The sequence below is a fragment of the Pantoea sp. genome, assembly GCF_039594315.1.
GTDB lineage: Bacteria > Pseudomonadota > Gammaproteobacteria > Enterobacterales > Enterobacteriaceae > Pantoea.
Window position 1 is genome coordinate 32,308 of sequence record NZ_JBCNNP010000003.1, and the last position, 17,174, is coordinate 49,481.

Here is a 17,174-nt window from a genome sequence, read left to right on the forward strand (position 1 = left end):
CCTTACAGCACGATTTGCGCCAGTTTGACGTTCATATAATCGTGAATCCCTTCGCTGCCGCCTTCGCGACCCATGCCGCTGGCTTTGATGCCACCAAACGGCACTTCGGCGGCGGCGAGCGCGTAACTGTTAATGCCAACCATGCCGGATTCAAGTCGTGCGACGGTTTCGCGGATGCGCGCTGGATCGCGCGCGAAGGCATACGCTGAAAGGGCGAAGTCAGAGTTATTGACGCGACGCCACAGATCTTCGCTGTCGCTAAAGGAGGTCATGGCGGCAATCGGCCCGAAATTTTCCTCGGCAATCGCCAGCGCATCATCCGGCACATCGGCAATCACCGTCGGCGCGTAGAAATAACCGCCATTCAATTCGATGCGTTCACCGCCGGTGACGATGCGTGCGCCTTTGTCACGCGCATCGGCCACAATCGCTTCGATGGCTTTGAGACGACGTGGATTGATCAACGGGCCCATTTGCGTGGCTTCATCGAGGCCGTAGCCGACCTTGAGACGTGCGGCGCGTTCGGCAAAGCCTTTCACAAATTCGTGGTAGCGGCTTTCATGCACATAGAAACGATCGCAGGTGACGCACACCTGGCCGCAGTTAGCGAACTTGGTGGCGACCGATAAATCGAGTGCTTTTTCCACATCGGCATCGTCAAAGATGATCACTGGCGCGTTGCCGCCCAGTTCCATGCTGAGCCGTTTGATGGTGGCGGCAGAATCGCGAATCATCTGCTGGCCTAATTGGGTTGATCCGGTCAGCGAGACTTTTTTCACGATTGGCGAGGTGATTAGCGGTTGGTACGTTTCAGCGGTAGGGCCAACCACCAAATTAGCCACGCCCGCCGGTAATCCTGCTTTGCGTAAGCATTCGAAAATCAGCATCGCCGAACCAGGTACTTCGCTGGATGGGCGCAGCACCACAGTACAACCCGCCGCCAGCGCCGGAGCCAACTTGCGTGCCACTAACACCACCGGGAAATTCCACGCGGTGAAAGCCGCGACCACGCCGACCGGTTCATGAGAGATCTCGCAGCGCCCGCCCGGCACGCGGCTTTCCACAATGCGTCCGTAAATGCGCCGTGCTTCCTCGGCGTGCCAGATAAATTGGTCGGTGGATAATTCCCACTCACGTTTGGCCTGCGCCAATGGTTTACCGCTTTCCATTGAGATCATGCGTGCGGCATCTGCGGTGATGCTCACCATTTGTTGGGCGACTGCTTGCAGTAGATCGGCGCGCGTCCAGCCGCTGGTTGCTCGCCAGTTGATTAAAGCAGTTTCAGCGCTCGCCAAGGCCTCCCGCGTGTCGGCGCTTGAGGCGGCGGCGATTTCACCGAGGATTTTGCCATTGCCTGGATCGGTAACGATCACCGGTTCCGCGCCACGGCCTTGACGCCACGCGCCATGAATAAACTGTCCGAAATGTTGGTACATGGTGTTCCGTTCCTCCGATAGCATTGATAGTTGCAATGTTGGGGTCGTGGCAATAAAAATTGCAATGAGTTGGCTGGCGTGAGGTGAATATGAGGGGGAATGATTAATTTGCTTTTTATTTCAAATGATTGCCGTCATTAAAGTTTAATGGATGAGCTGTTTCATTTGCACTAAAAGTGAATTCTTCGAAGCGAGTCACAAATCGCGTGAAGAGTTTTTCCGTGTTGAACGCGAATCGGTTAGAACTAGTTGCATTAGCGTTTTACTTGCAATTTTTATTGCGTTAGCGTGCAGATGCGATGGGCAAAGAGCTCGAAAAGGAATGATCAATGGGCAAGATTGAAAAGAGTAAAGCTGCCACTAGCGCGCTGCCACACCAAAATTACGAACAGATTGTCGATGAGATTACGCAACGTTATGCGCAGCTTTCGGTGCGCCATCAACAAGCGGCGCGCTACGTTACGCAAAACCCGAATACCGTGGCGCTGGAATCGATTAATGCAGTGGCCGCCAAATGCGGTTTGCATCCGTCGGTGCTGGTGCGTTTTGCGCAAGTATTTGGCTACAGCGGCTTTAAGCAGATGCAGAGCGTGTTTCAAACCCGGCTTGCCACCGCCGCGCCGGGCTATAACGAGCGTATTACTGCGTTAGAAAATGACCTGCGCAAGAACCAGCAGAAGGGCAATCTCGGTTTTCTGCAAAGCCTGGTGATTCGTGATATCGCCACGTTACAGGAGCTGCTGAGCAACGTGACGGAAAAAGATCTGGATGCCACTGCGCAATTGTTGAAGCAGGCGGAAACCATCTACATCGCTGGTCAATTGCGTTCGGAACCGGTGGCGATGTTACTGCGTTACCTGCTAACCATGCTCAATCGGCGGGTGATCCTGCTGGATGCTGCTGGCGGATTGGCACCGCAAATGGCGAATAATATGCGCGAAAACGATGTGCTACTTGCCATCGCCTTTCGCCATTACGCCAAAGAAGTGGTGGCGATTGCCGAGTCAGCCAGCGCACGCAACATTCCGGTGATCGCCATTTCTGATGGTCCGCTGTCGCCTTTAGCCAAAAGCGCCAGCGTGTTGTTCAACATCCCGGAAGAGGAGTACAGCTTTTCGCGCTCGCTGGCCGCGCCGGTTTGTCTGGCGCAAAGCATCGCGATGGCGTTAGCGGCGGTGTTGCAACCAGAAGAAGCGCAGCCGCGCATTGAAACCATTACCGAACGCGAAAAAAGTGCGGCAACACCCCGTAAACGCAGCCGCGCGTAAACCGATTTAACCGACTCTCGCTCGCTTTAAGCGGGAGTTTTATCGCCTGAAGTTGCAATTTTTATTGCTAATTATTTATGCAAGCAATTTACGTTGTGAAATGAAACCTGATGCTGCGTTGCGGCATCTTTAAGGAGTGAGTGAGGATATGGCTACGATTCGTTGCACGACAGCTCAGGCGATAGTTCGCTATTTGAGCAATCAGTTTACTGACGTGGATGGCAAGCGCGTGCCGCTGTTCCCCGGCGTATATGGCATTTTTGGCCACGGCAATGTCACTTGTCTTGGCGAAGCATTGGAAGCGGCGCAGGATGTGCTGCCTACGTGGCGCGGGCAGAACGAGCAGTCAATGGCGTTCGCCGCGGTAGGTTTTGCTAAAGCGATGGTACGTCGTCAGATCATGGTAGTTACTGCCTCGATTGGTCCCGGTACCACCAATTTGCTGACGGCGGCGGGCGTAGCGCATACCAGCCGCTTGCCGTTGCTGATGATCTGCGGCGACAGCTTTGCGCGCCGTCATCCTGATCCGGTAATGCAGCAAGTCGAACATTTCAACGATCCGACGCAAACCGTGAATGATGCGTTTAAAGCGGTTTCGCGTTACTGGGATCGCATCACGTATCCTGAGCAAATCCTCTCCTCATTGCCGCAGGCAGTGGCGACCATGCTCGATTCCGGCGATTGCGGCCCGGCGTTTATCGGCGTGTGTCAGGACGTGCAGGAGATGGCCTGGGATTACCCGGAAGAATTCTTTGCGCCGCGCCTGCATGTGATGCCGCGTCCGCGTCCCGATCGTTTGCTGCTGGCGCGCGCCGTCGAAACCCTTAAAAAAGCTAAGCGACCGCTGATTATTTCTGGTGGCGGTGTGCGTTATTCGCAGGCAGAAGCGCAACTGGCGCAATTTGCTGAGGCGTATGGCATCCCGGTGGTGGAAACCATCGCCGGTAAAGGTGCGTTGACGCACGATGACCCGGTGCATTGCGGGCCGATTGGCATCCTGGGTTCGACGTCTGCCAACGCGCTGGCCGCTGAAGCCGATGTGGTGATTGCCGTTGGCACGCGTCTGATGGATTTCGTCACCGGTTCGTGGACGGTGTTTCACCCTCAAGCGCAGTTTATCGCCCTCAACGCGGCACGTTTTGATGCGCACAAACATCTGGCGATTCCGTTGGTGTGTGATGCACGTGAAGGGATCAGCGAACTGCACGCGGCACTCGGCAACTGGCACGCTGCCGAGAGTTGGCTGGCGCAAGGTAAAGCTGATTTTGCCCAATGGAATGCGCTGATCGACGCGCGCCAGCAACGCGGCGCGACCGATGGCGATCCCACTTATGCGCAGGTGATCGGCGTGGTGAACGCTGCCGCTGCCGATGAAGATTACATCATCAGCGCTGCCGGTGGCTTACCTGGCGAACTGGTCAAAGGCTGGCGGGTGAAAAATCCCGGCACCTTTGATTGCGAATTCGGCTTCTCATGCATGGGATATGAACTCTCAGCCGGTTGGGGCGTGGCGATGGCGGAGCAGGATCGCGATGTGTTCGTGATGATTGGCGACGGCACCTACATGATGATGAATTCAGACATTTATTCCAGCGTGTTATCTGGCCACAAGTTCATTTTATTGGTGTGCGATAACGGCGGTTACGCGGTGATTAACCGGCTGCAAAATGCCAAAGGCGGCGCCTCTTTCAATAACCTGCTGGTGGATTGCCGGGTGAAAGAACCTTTCCACGTCGATTTCGTCGCGCATGCACAAGCGATGGGCGCGTTGGCGCGCAAAGTGACGTCGTTGGATGAACTGGCAGAGGCGATTCATTGGGCCAAAGGCAACGATCGCACCACGGTGATTTCCATCGTCACTCATCCATTTGACTGGACGCCCGGCGATGCCTGGTGGGATGTCGGCGTGCCGGAAGTCAGCGCGCGTGACAGCGTTAAGCATGCGCGCGAGGAACATGTTAAAGGCCGCCTGGCGCAGCGCATCGGCATTTAATCAAACCATTAGTGGAAGGAGCAAAATAATGAGCCAGTTAACAGGTAAAGTTGCGGTAGTCACCGGCGGCACTCAAGGTGTGGGCGCGGCGATTGCGCGCCAGTTCACGCTGTTGGGCGCCAGCGCGGTAGTGATTTGCGGGCGCAATCAGGAGAAAGGTGAAAAAGTGGCGCAGCGCTTAAACAGTGAAAGCGAAACCAAAGTGGATTTTGTGCGCGCCGATCTATCGAATGTTGAGGATTGTCGTAACGTAATTGCCACTGCCGATCGTTTGCACGGGCGCGTGGATATTCTGGTCAATGCGGGCGGCATGAGCGATCGCGGCACCATTCTGGATACCGATCCTGAACTGTTTGATCGCATTTTTGCCACCAACGTGCGCGGGCCATTTTTCCTGATGCAAGAAGCCATCAAGCTGATGCGTCGCGACAATATCGCTGGCAGCATCATCAATATCTGTTCGATGTCGTCGCTGGCCGGACAACCGTTTATCGCTGCCTATTGTTCTTCAAAAGGGGCGCTGGCGACACTGACGCGTAATACTGCTTATGCGTTGCTGCGCAATCGCATTCGGGTAAATGGCCTGAACATTGGTTGGATGGCATCGGAAGGGGAAGACCGCATTATGAAGCAGTATCACAGCGCGGAAGATAACTGGCTGGAAAAAGCGGCGGCCGCGCAGCCGTTTGGTCGGCTGATTCAACCCGAGGAAGTGGCGCGTGCGGTGGCGTTCCTTGCCAGCGAAGAGTCAGGTTTGATGACCGGTTCAATGATCGAGTTCGACCAATCAGTTTGGGGCGGTTACGACCAGGCCGCTGCACCTGCTGGGCCGTTATAATGTGCTTCCGGTCGCCAAAAATGGCGTAATGTCGATCGATTAAGTCATGCTTTCAATCACCGCACAATTCTGTAGCGGCGCGATTTATCGCGTTCAGTTGATTTTTAAGGTCAACACAACGCGATAAATCGCGCCGCTACGATATGTGCGCTGTAGAATTCCGGGTAAATTGCTGCTCCGTCATCATTTTACCCCACTGATCGCCTTGCCACTCTTTTGTCAGCGTGAAGCCAAAGTTTTCGTAAAGTCGGCGCGCCGCATTGAGTCCGCTGAAAGTCCACAGCTGGGTCGCGGCAAAGTTTCTGGCATCGCAAAACGCCATGGCTTCGCCGATCAATTTGCGGCCAACACCAGCGCCCTGACAGGCTTGATCAAGAATAAACCAACGTAAATGGGCCTGATTATCGCCCAAATCCTGCCCATCAATCGCCACTGAACCGACGATCTGATTGCCGCGTAGCGCCAGCCAGATTTGGTTCGCATCGTGATTTAAACGACCGGCAAATTCTGCTAATCCTGCTGCCACCTTGCCCTCAAAAAAATGACCAAACTGGTGATGTTCGGCGTAATAACGTCCGTGCATCTCGGCGATGCGACCAATCAAGCCGGGCTGATATCCGGTGACAATCGAGATTTCCGCGTGAGTCGGTTGTGTGGTGCGACAGGCTTTTAGCGCGCCAGCATAGGCGGTTAATCCCTCGGCAATAACACGCTGTTGCTGAGCATCGAGGTGCGTCAGCGCATCCACCACGCGAGCCGCGCCGTAGGCATTAATATTGCGAACGGTGCGCATTCCCTGCGCGGAGAGCGACAGTTTTTTTGAGCGCGCATCCAACTCTGAAGGCAGCTCATCCAACTCGCCCGAGGAAATCAGCTTGGCGAGCATACGGCTGACGCTGGATTTTTCCAGGCCAAGAATATCAACCAGTTGTGCCGCAGTCAGTGCGCCGTGCTTCTCGATTTCAACCAGCGAGTGCACGGCGGAGGGGGAATATTGGGTTGCAGCCAACGTCGGTTGCATAAAACCTAGCTCGCGAACCATTAAGCGTGATGACGAGCGGATCTGTTCAATCAGTGAATCAGAAATCATGACAACAGCCTGGAGAGAAAAGGTTGTATAATACAACTATATTTTACGAAGATTGTCAATATGTCTCTTAGCTAAGCGAAACAGTAGGGAGCGTTCTGCCTTAAATGGAAATTGTTGATCCAGACGACGGCCTATATTTCCTGCTCCACCAATAATAAATACTTTGGATATCAATACCCTCTTTGATGGCATATATTTTTTCTAATAGGTTTAGAAAGAATTGAGCATCTATTTAACAAAATTCACTTTATCACCTTAGTCGTTTTTAGCAGGGAAAAATGCGCCTTTAAAATTATTTTTACCGCCAAAGTACATCCAAGACCTAGCTTGGTTATTACCTCGATTCGTCTCCGTAGAATGGCTGGCATGTAAGATTATTCTCGTTTTTAATGCCTAACTATGGAGGAGTGTCATGCACTTCAAGCAGCCATCAATCAAAAAAAATACCCTGCCGGTGGTCAAGACTGAAGTGCCACTATTTACACTGAATCCTTTAACTTTGTGTCTTTTTTCATTGGGTATGTCTATGGGTTTCAATGCCCAGGCTGAGACATGGAGTTTTAATAGCAATCGTACCGAAGATATTGCCGATCAACGCAAGGAGATCGAGGGTTTAGGTGTCGGTAATAACATTACGGGCACGATTATCGGCAGTGGAGGAACGTTGGTTTATAGCGGTGCTGCTAATATGGTGATCGGCGGTAACGCAGCAAATACCACATCTACTCTTGATATGAGCGGGCTGTCTAATTTTGTGTTTGATAATGCTTCAGGCACTCTGGTGATCTCGGGCCGGCGTTCCGGCGGTGCAGCAAACTCTACTGACCGCAGCAACGGTATCGTCACATTGGCTGGCGAAACAAACATTATTACGGCCAGTATATTAGGAGTTGGATCAACTTCGCGTGCTGTTAACGGACCTGGAATCAATACTGGTGAATTGCATCTAGGACAGCAAAACACATTTAATGTCGACTCCCTCATTTTGGGAACCAACCAAGCCAGTGGCACACTGGCTTTCGCTCCATCCGTAATGAATGGCTCGCTCAAATTACGCGCCACCAATGGTGTTGATGCGGTGCAAAATATTGCCATCGGAACGGGTGTAACCAGCAATTACAGTGGTTCAACCGGACTTTTTGACACATCTAACGGTACGTTAGATGCCAAAGTTGAAACATTAAGAATCGCCAATGCAACGTACGGAACCCAGGCAGCCCGTGGCACATTTATGATGGGGGCGGGATTGCTAGAAGTAGACAATATTCTATTGGGAGAAAGCAGTCGTTCTTCAGGTGCGGGCAGTACCATTGCGGATCTGAATTTAAGTAATGGTGGCACAATTAAAGCAAATACTATCTCAATGGGCGATGTTATTAGCGGCCCAGGAGCTATGACTTCACGTATTAGCGTTGATACTGATGGAATATTACGTGCTGGCACTATTCTGGCCGGTAACGGGAATGCTATCAGGCAAATCACATTAAATGAAGGCACTCTGGCGAATTTAAGTGCTGATGCTGATATGCGCAGTGACGTGAATATAGCACTCAGCGGCACAGGCACTTTTCTAACCGAAGGTGCGGCGTCGAATATGAATATATCCAGCGTCGTCAGTGGTGCTGGGGCGCTGAATAAAGCCGGGGAAGGGACGCTAATATTAAGTGGCAATAATATCTGGAGCGGCGGCGCCAATATAAATCAGGGTACGCTGTCGTTTGCGGATGCAAGAAATTTAGGAAGCGGTGTAGTTAATCTCAACGGCGGTAAGCTGTTATGGCAGACAGGTAATACAAGCGATATTTCAAATCGCCTACGCGTGGGTATTAACGGTGGGGTAATTGATGATAACGGCAATAATCTGCTGTTTACCAATGGTATTATTGGCGATGGTGGTGTGTTAACCAAACAGGGCAATGGCACACTGACCTTATCCGGCGATAACAATTGGAATGGAGCCACCATTATTAATCAAGGTGCAGTGCAAATTGGTAATGGTGGAACTCAAGGCAGTTTGCTGGGCGATATTATCAATAACACCCAATTAATCCTCAATCGTTCAGACGTTTTGGCGTTAACCAACAATATTGCGGGTAGCGGAGACCTTATTCAGCGTGGAGGCGGCACCAGCGTTATTACGGGTGATGTTTCTACCAGCAATTTGCAGATTGAAGCGGGTAACGTACAACTCGGCGATGGTGGCACTCAGGGGAATCTGGTCGGAAATGTACAGATTGCCGCAGGTTCTGCGTTGTTAGTGAATCGCGTAGACGCGACATTACTCAACGGAGTGATTTCCGGCGAAGGGCATTTTACCCAGGTTGGTAACGGCACCATAGTGTTGAGTGGGGATAATACCTGGACCGGCGGCACAACGATTAGCAACGGTACGCTACAGGTCGGTAATGGGGGTACGAGTGGCAGCCTGGTTGGCAATGTCCTTAACGAAAGTACCCTGCAATTCAATCGCAGTGATGATGCTGCGATGGATATCATCGTGACTGGCAGTGGTGATGTAGTGCAGGTTGGCAGCGGTTCATTGACGCTTAATGGTAATCAGACTTACAGCGGTGCAACGCGTGTTGAGAATGGCACCTTGCGCATTAATGGTTCCGTTCAGTCGGATACCACCATTGCCGCAGCAGGTACCTTGTCGGGGGATGCACAGATATTTGGCAATCTCACCAATGCCGGAACCATACGACCAGGCTCGGTGGGTGCTTCGGACTATCATGCCATCACGGTGACCGGAGATTACATTGGCAGTAATGGCGTATTAGCACTGAATAGCTGGTTGGGAACAGATGATTCGCCGACCGATCAACTGATTCTCGATGGGGGGCATGCCAGTGGTACCACGCGTGTGGCCATTAATAACACCAACGGCACAGAAGGTTACACCTATGCGGATGGCATAAAGATCGTTGACGCGATCAATGGCGCAACCACCGAGGCCGATGCTTTCCGTATGGCAAGTGATACGCGCAGTGGAGCGTTGAGTTATCGTTTGTTCCGCGGCAGCTTGAGTGGACTAGAGATAGACAGCTGGTATCTGCGTAATCAATTTATTGTTCCACCTGACCCAGTTGACCCAGTTGACCCAGTTGACCCAGTTGACCCAGTTGAGCCGATTGGACCCGTTGTTCCAATCGATCCAGTTGACCCTGGCGAAGGCGGTGACATTGAAAAACCGGTGACTCCTGAACGACCAGGCACCACCTTGCCGTTAACACCGCCACCGTCAGTATTGCCGCCTGGCGAGTATCCGGTCATTGGTCCTGCAATCGCGACATATGGAGTGATTCAGCCGGTTGCCCGAGAATTGGGCATGTTGACACTGGGCGTTTATAGCCAGCGCGGTGGCGATTCAGCAATGCTGATCAATTCTGACACCGCACAAGGCCCATCCGTGTGGACGCGTGTGTTGCTAAATGAGATTGATCATACGTATCAGGCCTATGCTGCGCCGACAGCGAAAGGTTCGCTGGGTGGATTGCAGATCGGTGCTGATGTGTGGCAACACTTGACTGAGGATGGAAGTAACGAGCGTTTTGGGCTATATGCCGCACAAACGCGTGCCAATGTCTCCGTGAGTGGGTTAGTCACTAATGACGCAGGTACGCAGTATGAGCGTCAAAATACGGGCAAAGTAAAACTCTCGGGCACTTCTCTTGGGGCGTACTGGTCGCATATCGGGGTGAATGAAAACTATGTAGATGCCACGGTACAAGGCACTCGCTATCGTGGTACTGCCGCCAGTGAATCAGGCAGCATGGATGTGCTAGGTTCAGGCTTCATGGCTTCGCTTGAAACAGGTTATCCTTTCTCGATACCTGCATTTGGCGCGGGCTTCACTCTTGAGCCACAAGCTCAATTGATCTGGCAGAAAACGCAGTTTAAGGACAGTGAAGATCGCCAGAGCAGCGTGGCATTGGGTAAAACCACGGGAACGACAGCACGCGTTGGTTTGCGGGCAAAATGGAATATCGAAACCGGCGCTGGTGTTGCGATCCAACCGTTTGCTAGCATTAATTATTGGCAAGACTGGAATGGTCAGTCCACTACTGTTTATGACGGTAAAGACCGTGTTCCATTGGCGTCATCAACAGGTCGCATCAGTACCGATGTCGGCGTGGGCACTGAAATAACCAGCAACTTGAAAGTTTTCGGAGCGCTGGGTTATCAAACCGGTGTGTCTTCATCAAGTCTTGAGAAGCGTGAAAGCTACAATGCTGGGGTAGGCATCCGTTACTCCTTCTAATTAGTGCTAAAAATGGCGGCTTAGGTCGCCATTTTCTTTACTGCATCCTGTACGGCAACATCTCCGCCGGTTAATTCAATAATGACGCGATTGACCGCAGGTTGTTCGATGATCGCCATCAACGTAGCGGCGACATCATCACGTGAGATGCTGCCATAAGGAATGGCCAAACCGCTGCGAACCAAGCCGCAGCCTGGCTCATCAGTCAAGGTTCCTGGCCGGATAATCACCCAATCCAAACCGCTTTCCACTAACGCTACGTCGGCTAATTTTTTCACGCGCATGTAGTTTTCGAAGGTTGGCGAAAGGTTTTTGGCGCGTCCGGCTTCCGGAAATGCTGAAACCAGCAAGAAACGAGAAATTCCCGCCTGTTGCGCGGCAGCAACGGCGGTTTCTAAGCCTTTGCCATCAATGGCGTTGGTCATCTCCTCGCCGCCTTTGCCGCCAGCGCCGGCAGTGAACACCACCACATCGCTCCCGTTCATCAAGGCCGCCATTTCGCTGATACTCAATGCGGTCAAATCGCCTTTGATCGGTTCGGCACCTGATTCGAGCAACGACGCTTCCTGATCCGCATGGCGGAACAGCGGGCGGGCGATATGCCCTTTGGTTGAAAGTTGAGCCGCCAGACGACGGCCAATTTTTCCTGCACCACCAATAATAAACACCTTCGACATATTGACCTCTTAATCCAATCACAAGTCAGTCAGTATAGTCGGCGCAATCGGCATCGTTTCACTCGATTAATTCCAGGCTCAGTTGGGATTGCGTGGTATGTGGCTGGGTGACGCGGGCATCACCTTCGGGCACCATTGGTTCAATCTCTATGCGCGCGCTGAACGTTTTTCCCGTTAGCCGTTGTCCGTTACGAGTGGCGGCAACATATTGGCCGGGTTGCAGCAGCATGTCATTCGTGGCGGCGGCGTCACCCTGCGCAGAAGTATCAACTATCTGCACATGTTGACCATCCAGGTTGACGTCAAGCAGGCGCAAGATTACATCACCACGGTCACCATAACGCAGGTTGCCATTGGCGGCACGATCGCCTTGAATCGCAATCACCATAGTTTGTGCAAAGGGGCAAACCACGTTAATCATCAGGTTACGTTTGCCGGGAGAGAGGCGACGTCCGCCGTTACTCTCCTGCAATTGACCGCGTGACTGCACGCCAAAATCAATATCACGTTCGCTGGCAGAAATAATGCAGCGTTTCTCTGCTGGCAGAGAAGGATTGAACTCTGATGCTCGCGCTGAGGTGGAAAACATAAAAAACAGTACAACTGAAATGGCTTTCATGGTGCCTTCCTGTTAAAGACAAACCGCCGTCGCGGTTTCATATAATCCGCTGGTATCAGCTTGCTCAGGCAGAGCCAGAGAGAAGGAACACACGGTCTGGCCTGAAGATTGAACATCAAGTTGATGGGCGGTGGCATCCGGGATGAAGACGCTACCGTGGCTGCCGACCACGGTGACAAAGTTGCCTTCACTATCAAAGACGCTGGCACCGTGGCGGAGATCATTTCCCTGGCGATCTTGCACGCTGACCAATACACGACGCGTGCGCACCACGTCGAAATTCAGTAGGGAGACAGAACCACGTGCGGCGGCGGTTTCCTGCCAGGCGTTTTCAATATCGACGTTTTTCGCCAAGCTGCGGGTATCGACCTGAACGCTTGAGCGCTGGTAAGTGGTGATCGAAGGCAAAACCGCGTAACCACGGCTATCGGTCCAGGTCGGCCCGCTGGCTGTTTGCAGGCGCACGCTGGATTCAGTGCCCACTTTGGCGATGCCGAAGGTGTCGCTGATACGATAAGGCGAGAGCGTCACGCCGCCACCGTGCGCCACCAATCCGCCGGAAGCTCTTGCCAACCAACTGGTGGTGCTGTCAGAACGCTGACTCACTGAACCATTAAGCTGGGAAAATGAGGTCACATAATCAAGCGTTGCAGTGTTGGTGGTTTGGCGATGGCGGAAATCACGCTCACTGGCCAGGCTCCAGTTACGATCCTGGCTGGCACGATTGCTGTAACGTACGCCACCACGCGTATTGCGGTTCGAGCTGTTTAAATAGCTGCTGAAGTTTTGTGCATTACCAAAAGGTATGCTCACCGTGACATAGAAACGGTCATCGCTGTGGGTATTGCGGCTGCCGGTATCATGCTCGAGGCTGGCACCGACATAAGTGCGACCGATCTGCTTGCTCCAGCCGGCGCGTAAATAGGATGTGCTATCGCCATCAAAAGTACGGGTGCGCGCCCATGAAAACGACAGGTTACCCACGGTTTTCTCAGACCAGCTAACCGTGCTGCCGATTTGGTCGCGGCTTCTGCCATTTTTGCTACGCGCATTGTTTTGAAGAGCATCACTGAGTTCTGCGTATCCCTCAGTTTGCTGTGTGGCATTTGCGCTAATCGAAACGCGATCGGTCAATTTATGGTTCAGCGCCGCACGTGCCAGCAAGCCGCTGTTACCGTGATGATTGTCGCGCGCTGCGGTGGTTTGCACAGAGAGCACTGTCGCGTCAAAAATTTGGCTATCAATGCCTACTGCGCCTGCTCGGTAAATATTGGAGCCTAAAACGCCGACGTTAAACGCAGTCGCAGGAGATAGCGCCCAACCGGTCGCCAGCGTTGCCAGCAATGGTGATGGCGAATCCCCTTGTTGATCGAGTCGCCCCGCACCGAATGACCATCCTGGAGAAACCGCAGTCCCACTTTGCAAAAGCGCCGCAGCGGGGACGATAAAATCCCGTTTATCACCGTCACTGCTGGTTACCGTAACGTTGAGATCGGTGCGCGTATTCAATAGCGAGAATCCCTGCAAACGAAACGGCCCGGCAGGAACAGTGGTGCTATACACCAATAAGCCTGATTGGCGAACTTCAACCACCGATTGGCTCGTGGCAATTCCCTCAACCAACCCCGCGCCCATGCGACCATTTTGCAACGCCGCTTCGGGCACCATTTGCAATCCGATCACTTGCCCCGTACCAAACATCGAGTTCGATAAGCTGATCTGACCAGCTTGCAGTGTTTTCTTCAGGCCGGTGAAGGTGCGTTGCGCATAGGCGCCCTGATGTTGCAGCGTTTTTTTACCATCAAAGTTGGAATAGGTCTGACGGCTACGCACAATCCAGTCACCGATATTCAGTCCGGCTTCGGTATTTGTCTGGAAAAAGTTGATGTTGGAAGCGGAGCTGGAAGAATCCAGATATTGCGCATCGTAGTTAAGCATGCCCGCGGTTCCGCCGTGATTAAGATCGTCGAGATCATCACGCGATTGCGCCACTGCTGCGGCGGGAACCACGACAGACACTTTTTCTTCTCCAGGATCTAGCGTGACTTCAGTTTGTGGCCACAGGCTGGTCAGGTTCGGGCAAGCTTGCTGAGCTGCTGCGCGAGTAGGCGGGATTAACCCGGCTTTTTTCAGGAAATCTGCATCTGCGCACAACGCACCTTTGTCGTCGAAACGCACTTGGGTTTTGCCACGCGTGAGGCCATTGACGACCAGCGTTACAGACGATTCACCGGCCAAAAATCTCGGCGTTTGGCGGAACCACTCGGCAAGTTTGGGATCGACTCCACGCAACTGCAACGAAGTGCGGTCAAACTCGATATCACCTGTTTCAGCTATGACTTCGTTCGCAAAAGCAGAGTTGAAATGACAAAGCGCGATAAGCGACACCGTCATTAATGCAATGCAGACATTCCCTGGTATGTTGTCATTCCGTTGCACCGGCTTACTCCGTTAGTGACTTAATGGTGCTTCATATTTCGCAACGCTAAAGCCCCACGTGGTGGCAGGGAAAATTCGAACCTGTTGGGCCGACTCAGGTTTTTTATCTCCGGCAGATTTAAGACTGATAGTTTGTCCTGGCAGCAGGTAACTATTGGGCAGCGTCCACTCAAGGTTTTCGGGCAGCGTTTTGACCATCCGTGAAAGTCGGACGACATAGGGCGAGGGATTATTGACCGTTAAGGTATCGCCCTGTTGTTGCCAAAGCAGATGTGTCCACGGGGATAAATCTTTCACCAGCCCGGCGGGACGGATGATCACCGGTAGATTCTGGCGCACCATTATTCTGACTTCGCTTTTATCTTTCTTTTGTGGCGGAACGCCTTCGAAAATAACCCGTTTGAGGCGTTCAGTTTTAAGCGGTTCTTTACTGGTTAAAATAAAACGTACACGTTGCGTTTTTCCGGGTTCCACGCGGGCGGCGGGTGGCGTAATAACCAGTAAGGCGTCGTTATCGTCGGAGGTATTCTCAAGCGTTGTTAACAACAGAACAGGAAAGGTATCGCTATTCTTAACATTCATTGCGCCTTCGCCATCGCTTTGTTCAACAATGACAACGGAGGATTCGGGTTGCATACCGGTGGCCTGCACGTTTGTGGCAGATAATAGGAGAGATAACCCTACAATTTTAAATAAGGATGACATTTTTATCATGATTACCTGGTTAAGAATAAAAAATATTTATGCTGTAATGTTAATAAATAAATAGCCAGATAAAGTTAAAAAGCCCCTCAAAAAAGGGGCTGAATAGATGTTGTTATTAATTCTATATAATGATCTTGACTATCAAATTATAAGTAAACTAATTCGATTGTGGTTGAACCATCAAGTTCAACAGGTTTAGACAGATCAAGTTCAGAGGTTTTATTAATATAAGCTTGAATATCCATTTCAGCGCTTAAGGTGGTCAGAGCTTCCGGTTCTGTACCGGCGTTGGTTTTGGTCCAGGAAAGGTGAGCGAGCGTATCAGTTCCGTATAGAGGTTGAGAAACCGACTGGGCCAGCCAGGTATTTTTGTCATCGATAGAACGTAACGTGGTTGCTGCTACGCCATCAGCAATGGCAGTCAGCGTAAAGCGTGTTGCATAGCCACCAATTTTAGTCGTGCCATCCAGACCTAAACCGGTAACGGGCAGTGAGCTTTGATTGCCAAAGAAACGCAGACCGGCTGGGGATATTGCAGCACCGCCAATACCTTCTTCACCAGTGGCATTCGAACCCGCACGGTTATTAATCGCTTTAATCGCGACTTTAGTTGGCGCATCACAGTTAATCGAGAACTCGACACTTTTTACATCCAACACCGTATAATTATCAGGCGACAGTTTTTCAGCTTTAATATCACCATAATCGATTGCACCACCGCCAGCAATTGTCGGTACACAAGCCGATGGGGTAATAGTGCCCTTGACTGTGAAGTCAACGCTATCTGCTAAAGCAGGTAGTGTAGTGGTTGCTAAAATAGCCAGCGCACAAGCGCTTTTTTGCATTGCTTTCATCATTTGTTAATTCCTTTTATTAATGGGGTTCGGATGTACCTTACCAATCGTTCCTGGATGGCTATTTAAGAATTGGCTTGAAAGTAGGACAAGGAGCGATATTTATATAAATAATTTTTATGCTTGCATTGCTGCCAATGAAGGCCTTTTGATGACAACTATTAAGTAGAGAGGTTAAAAAAACAGCTAATAAGTCATTCGCTAATTAACGAATGACAAATACGAGAGTGATTTCTTTAGAATTGAACGGACGGCTTTCGGCTGTAATTAATCCGGCATAAAACAGCGTAATTTTTGCTGTTCACGTCCGTTGTCATCCATATTTGCTGCGCTAAGCCAGTGTTTCAAAGCTCGCTGAATCTGCGGCCATTCCTGATCGATGATCGATAACCAATCGGTGTCGCGATTGCGTTGTTTGCGCGTCATGGCCTGGCGAAAGCGGCCTTCAAAGGTAAAACCGAGGCGCTCTGCTGCGCGGCGGGAAGCATGGTTAAGTGAATCACAGCGCCAAGCCACGCGGCGATAATCTTGCTTAAATGCCTGCTGGATCAGCAAATACAACGCTTCGCTGCCCAGTACGTTGCGCTGCATCAGCGGCGACCAGGTGACATGACCAATTTCAATCGCGCCGTGCTGTTGATCAATATTGGCGAAACACACCGCACCAACCGCTTGCTGACTGGCTTTGTCGATTACTGCATAACAAACTAATCCGCTGTCATCGAGTTTCGCCGCAATCCAGTTGCTCATTTCGATTAACGATTGCGGTTGCGATGCGCCAAGCCAGGTCCAGTCACGATCGTCCTGAGCCTGTGAGAAAGCGGCAAACAACGCCGCGCTGTGTTCAAATATTAACGGCGCGAGTTGGCAAAAGCGTCCGGCGAGGATAATAGAAGGGGGGAAAGTTGCAGGCAGCCAGTCGGGAAGCGCAACGCCGACTGGCTGACCGTATTGATTGACGTGTGTCACCGGAATTCCTCTTGTTGAGCACTTT

At 51.8% G+C, this 17,174-nt stretch carries 12 protein-coding genes; 4 read left to right on the top strand and 8 right to left on the bottom strand.

Features of this window, described 5'->3' with window-relative positions:
* Window positions 1-2: 2 nt before the first annotated feature.
* The gene (locus ABDW13_RS03245) at window positions 3-1,436 is read right to left on the bottom strand and encodes an NAD-dependent succinate-semialdehyde dehydrogenase (protein ID WP_343550971.1); all 1,434 of its coding nucleotides are present in this window, start codon (window positions 1,434-1,436) and stop codon (window positions 3-5) included.
* A gap of 329 nt (window positions 1,437-1,765) precedes the next feature.
* Between ABDW13_RS03245 and ABDW13_RS03250 the strand changes: the two genes are divergently transcribed.
* The 3 genes from ABDW13_RS03250 to ABDW13_RS03260 all read left to right on the top strand — a co-directional run bounded on the left by ABDW13_RS03250 (window position 1,766) and on the right by ABDW13_RS03260 (window position 5,535).
* Window positions 1,766-2,704 carry a MurR/RpiR family transcriptional regulator gene (locus ABDW13_RS03250; RefSeq protein ID WP_343550972.1) on the top strand — a complete coding sequence of 313 codons (939 nt, stop codon included), beginning with the start codon at window positions 1,766-1,768 and terminating at the stop codon, window positions 2,702-2,704.
* Between the two features lie 148 nt (window positions 2,705-2,852).
* A complete protein-coding gene (gene iolD, locus ABDW13_RS03255) occupies window positions 2,853-4,697 on the top strand; it encodes a 3D-(3,5/4)-trihydroxycyclohexane-1,2-dione acylhydrolase (decyclizing) (protein WP_343550973.1) in 1,845 nt (614 codons plus the stop codon).
* Between the two features lie 28 nt (window positions 4,698-4,725).
* Entirely contained in the window at window positions 4,726-5,535 is an 810-nt protein-coding gene (locus ABDW13_RS03260) for an SDR family oxidoreductase (protein WP_343550974.1), read from the top strand.
* 136 nt (window positions 5,536-5,671) lie between these two features.
* On the opposite strand, the gene ABDW13_RS03265 is transcribed toward ABDW13_RS03260, so the two are convergent.
* Window positions 5,672-6,625 (bottom strand): helix-turn-helix domain-containing GNAT family N-acetyltransferase, encoded by a 954-nt coding sequence (locus ABDW13_RS03265; protein WP_343550975.1) that lies wholly within the window; start codon window positions 6,623-6,625, stop codon window positions 5,672-5,674.
* Window positions 6,626-7,037: 412 nt separating this feature from the next.
* On the opposite strand from ABDW13_RS03265, the gene ABDW13_RS03270 reads away from it, so the two are divergent.
* The gene (locus ABDW13_RS03270; protein WP_343550976.1) at window positions 7,038-10,886 is read left to right on the top strand and encodes an autotransporter outer membrane beta-barrel domain-containing protein; all 3,849 of its coding nucleotides are present in this window, start codon (window positions 7,038-7,040) and stop codon (window positions 10,884-10,886) included.
* A gap of 20 nt (window positions 10,887-10,906) precedes the next feature.
* On the opposite strand, the gene ABDW13_RS03275 is transcribed toward ABDW13_RS03270, so the two are convergent.
* From ABDW13_RS03275 to ABDW13_RS03300, 6 genes are all read right to left on the bottom strand, one after another.
* On the bottom strand, window positions 10,907-11,563 hold the full coding sequence (locus tag ABDW13_RS03275; RefSeq protein WP_343550977.1) for an NAD(P)-binding oxidoreductase: 657 nt from the start codon (window positions 11,561-11,563) through the stop codon (window positions 10,907-10,909).
* Window positions 11,564-11,621: 58 nt separating this feature from the next.
* Window positions 11,622-12,182 carry a fimbrial protein gene (locus ABDW13_RS03280; protein WP_343550978.1) on the bottom strand — a complete coding sequence of 187 codons (561 nt, stop codon included), beginning with the start codon at window positions 12,180-12,182 and terminating at the stop codon, window positions 11,622-11,624.
* Window positions 12,183-12,194: 12 nt separating this feature from the next.
* Window positions 12,195-14,576, bottom strand: a complete 2,382-nt coding sequence (locus tag ABDW13_RS03285) for a fimbria/pilus outer membrane usher protein (RefSeq protein ID WP_343550979.1) — start codon at window positions 14,574-14,576, stop codon at window positions 12,195-12,197.
* A 57-nt stretch (window positions 14,577-14,633) separates the two neighbouring features.
* Complete coding sequence (locus ABDW13_RS03290) at window positions 14,634-15,326, bottom strand: fimbria/pilus chaperone family protein (RefSeq protein ID WP_343550980.1); 693 nt, start codon at window positions 15,324-15,326, stop codon at window positions 14,634-14,636.
* A 146-nt stretch (window positions 15,327-15,472) separates the two neighbouring features.
* A complete protein-coding gene (locus ABDW13_RS03295) occupies window positions 15,473-16,183 on the bottom strand; it encodes a DUF1120 domain-containing protein (protein WP_343550981.1) in 711 nt (236 codons plus the stop codon).
* A 264-nt stretch (window positions 16,184-16,447) separates the two neighbouring features.
* Complete coding sequence (locus ABDW13_RS03300; RefSeq protein WP_343550982.1) at window positions 16,448-17,149, bottom strand: GNAT family protein; 702 nt, start codon at window positions 17,147-17,149, stop codon at window positions 16,448-16,450.
* Window positions 17,150-17,174: the final 25 nt, after the last annotated feature.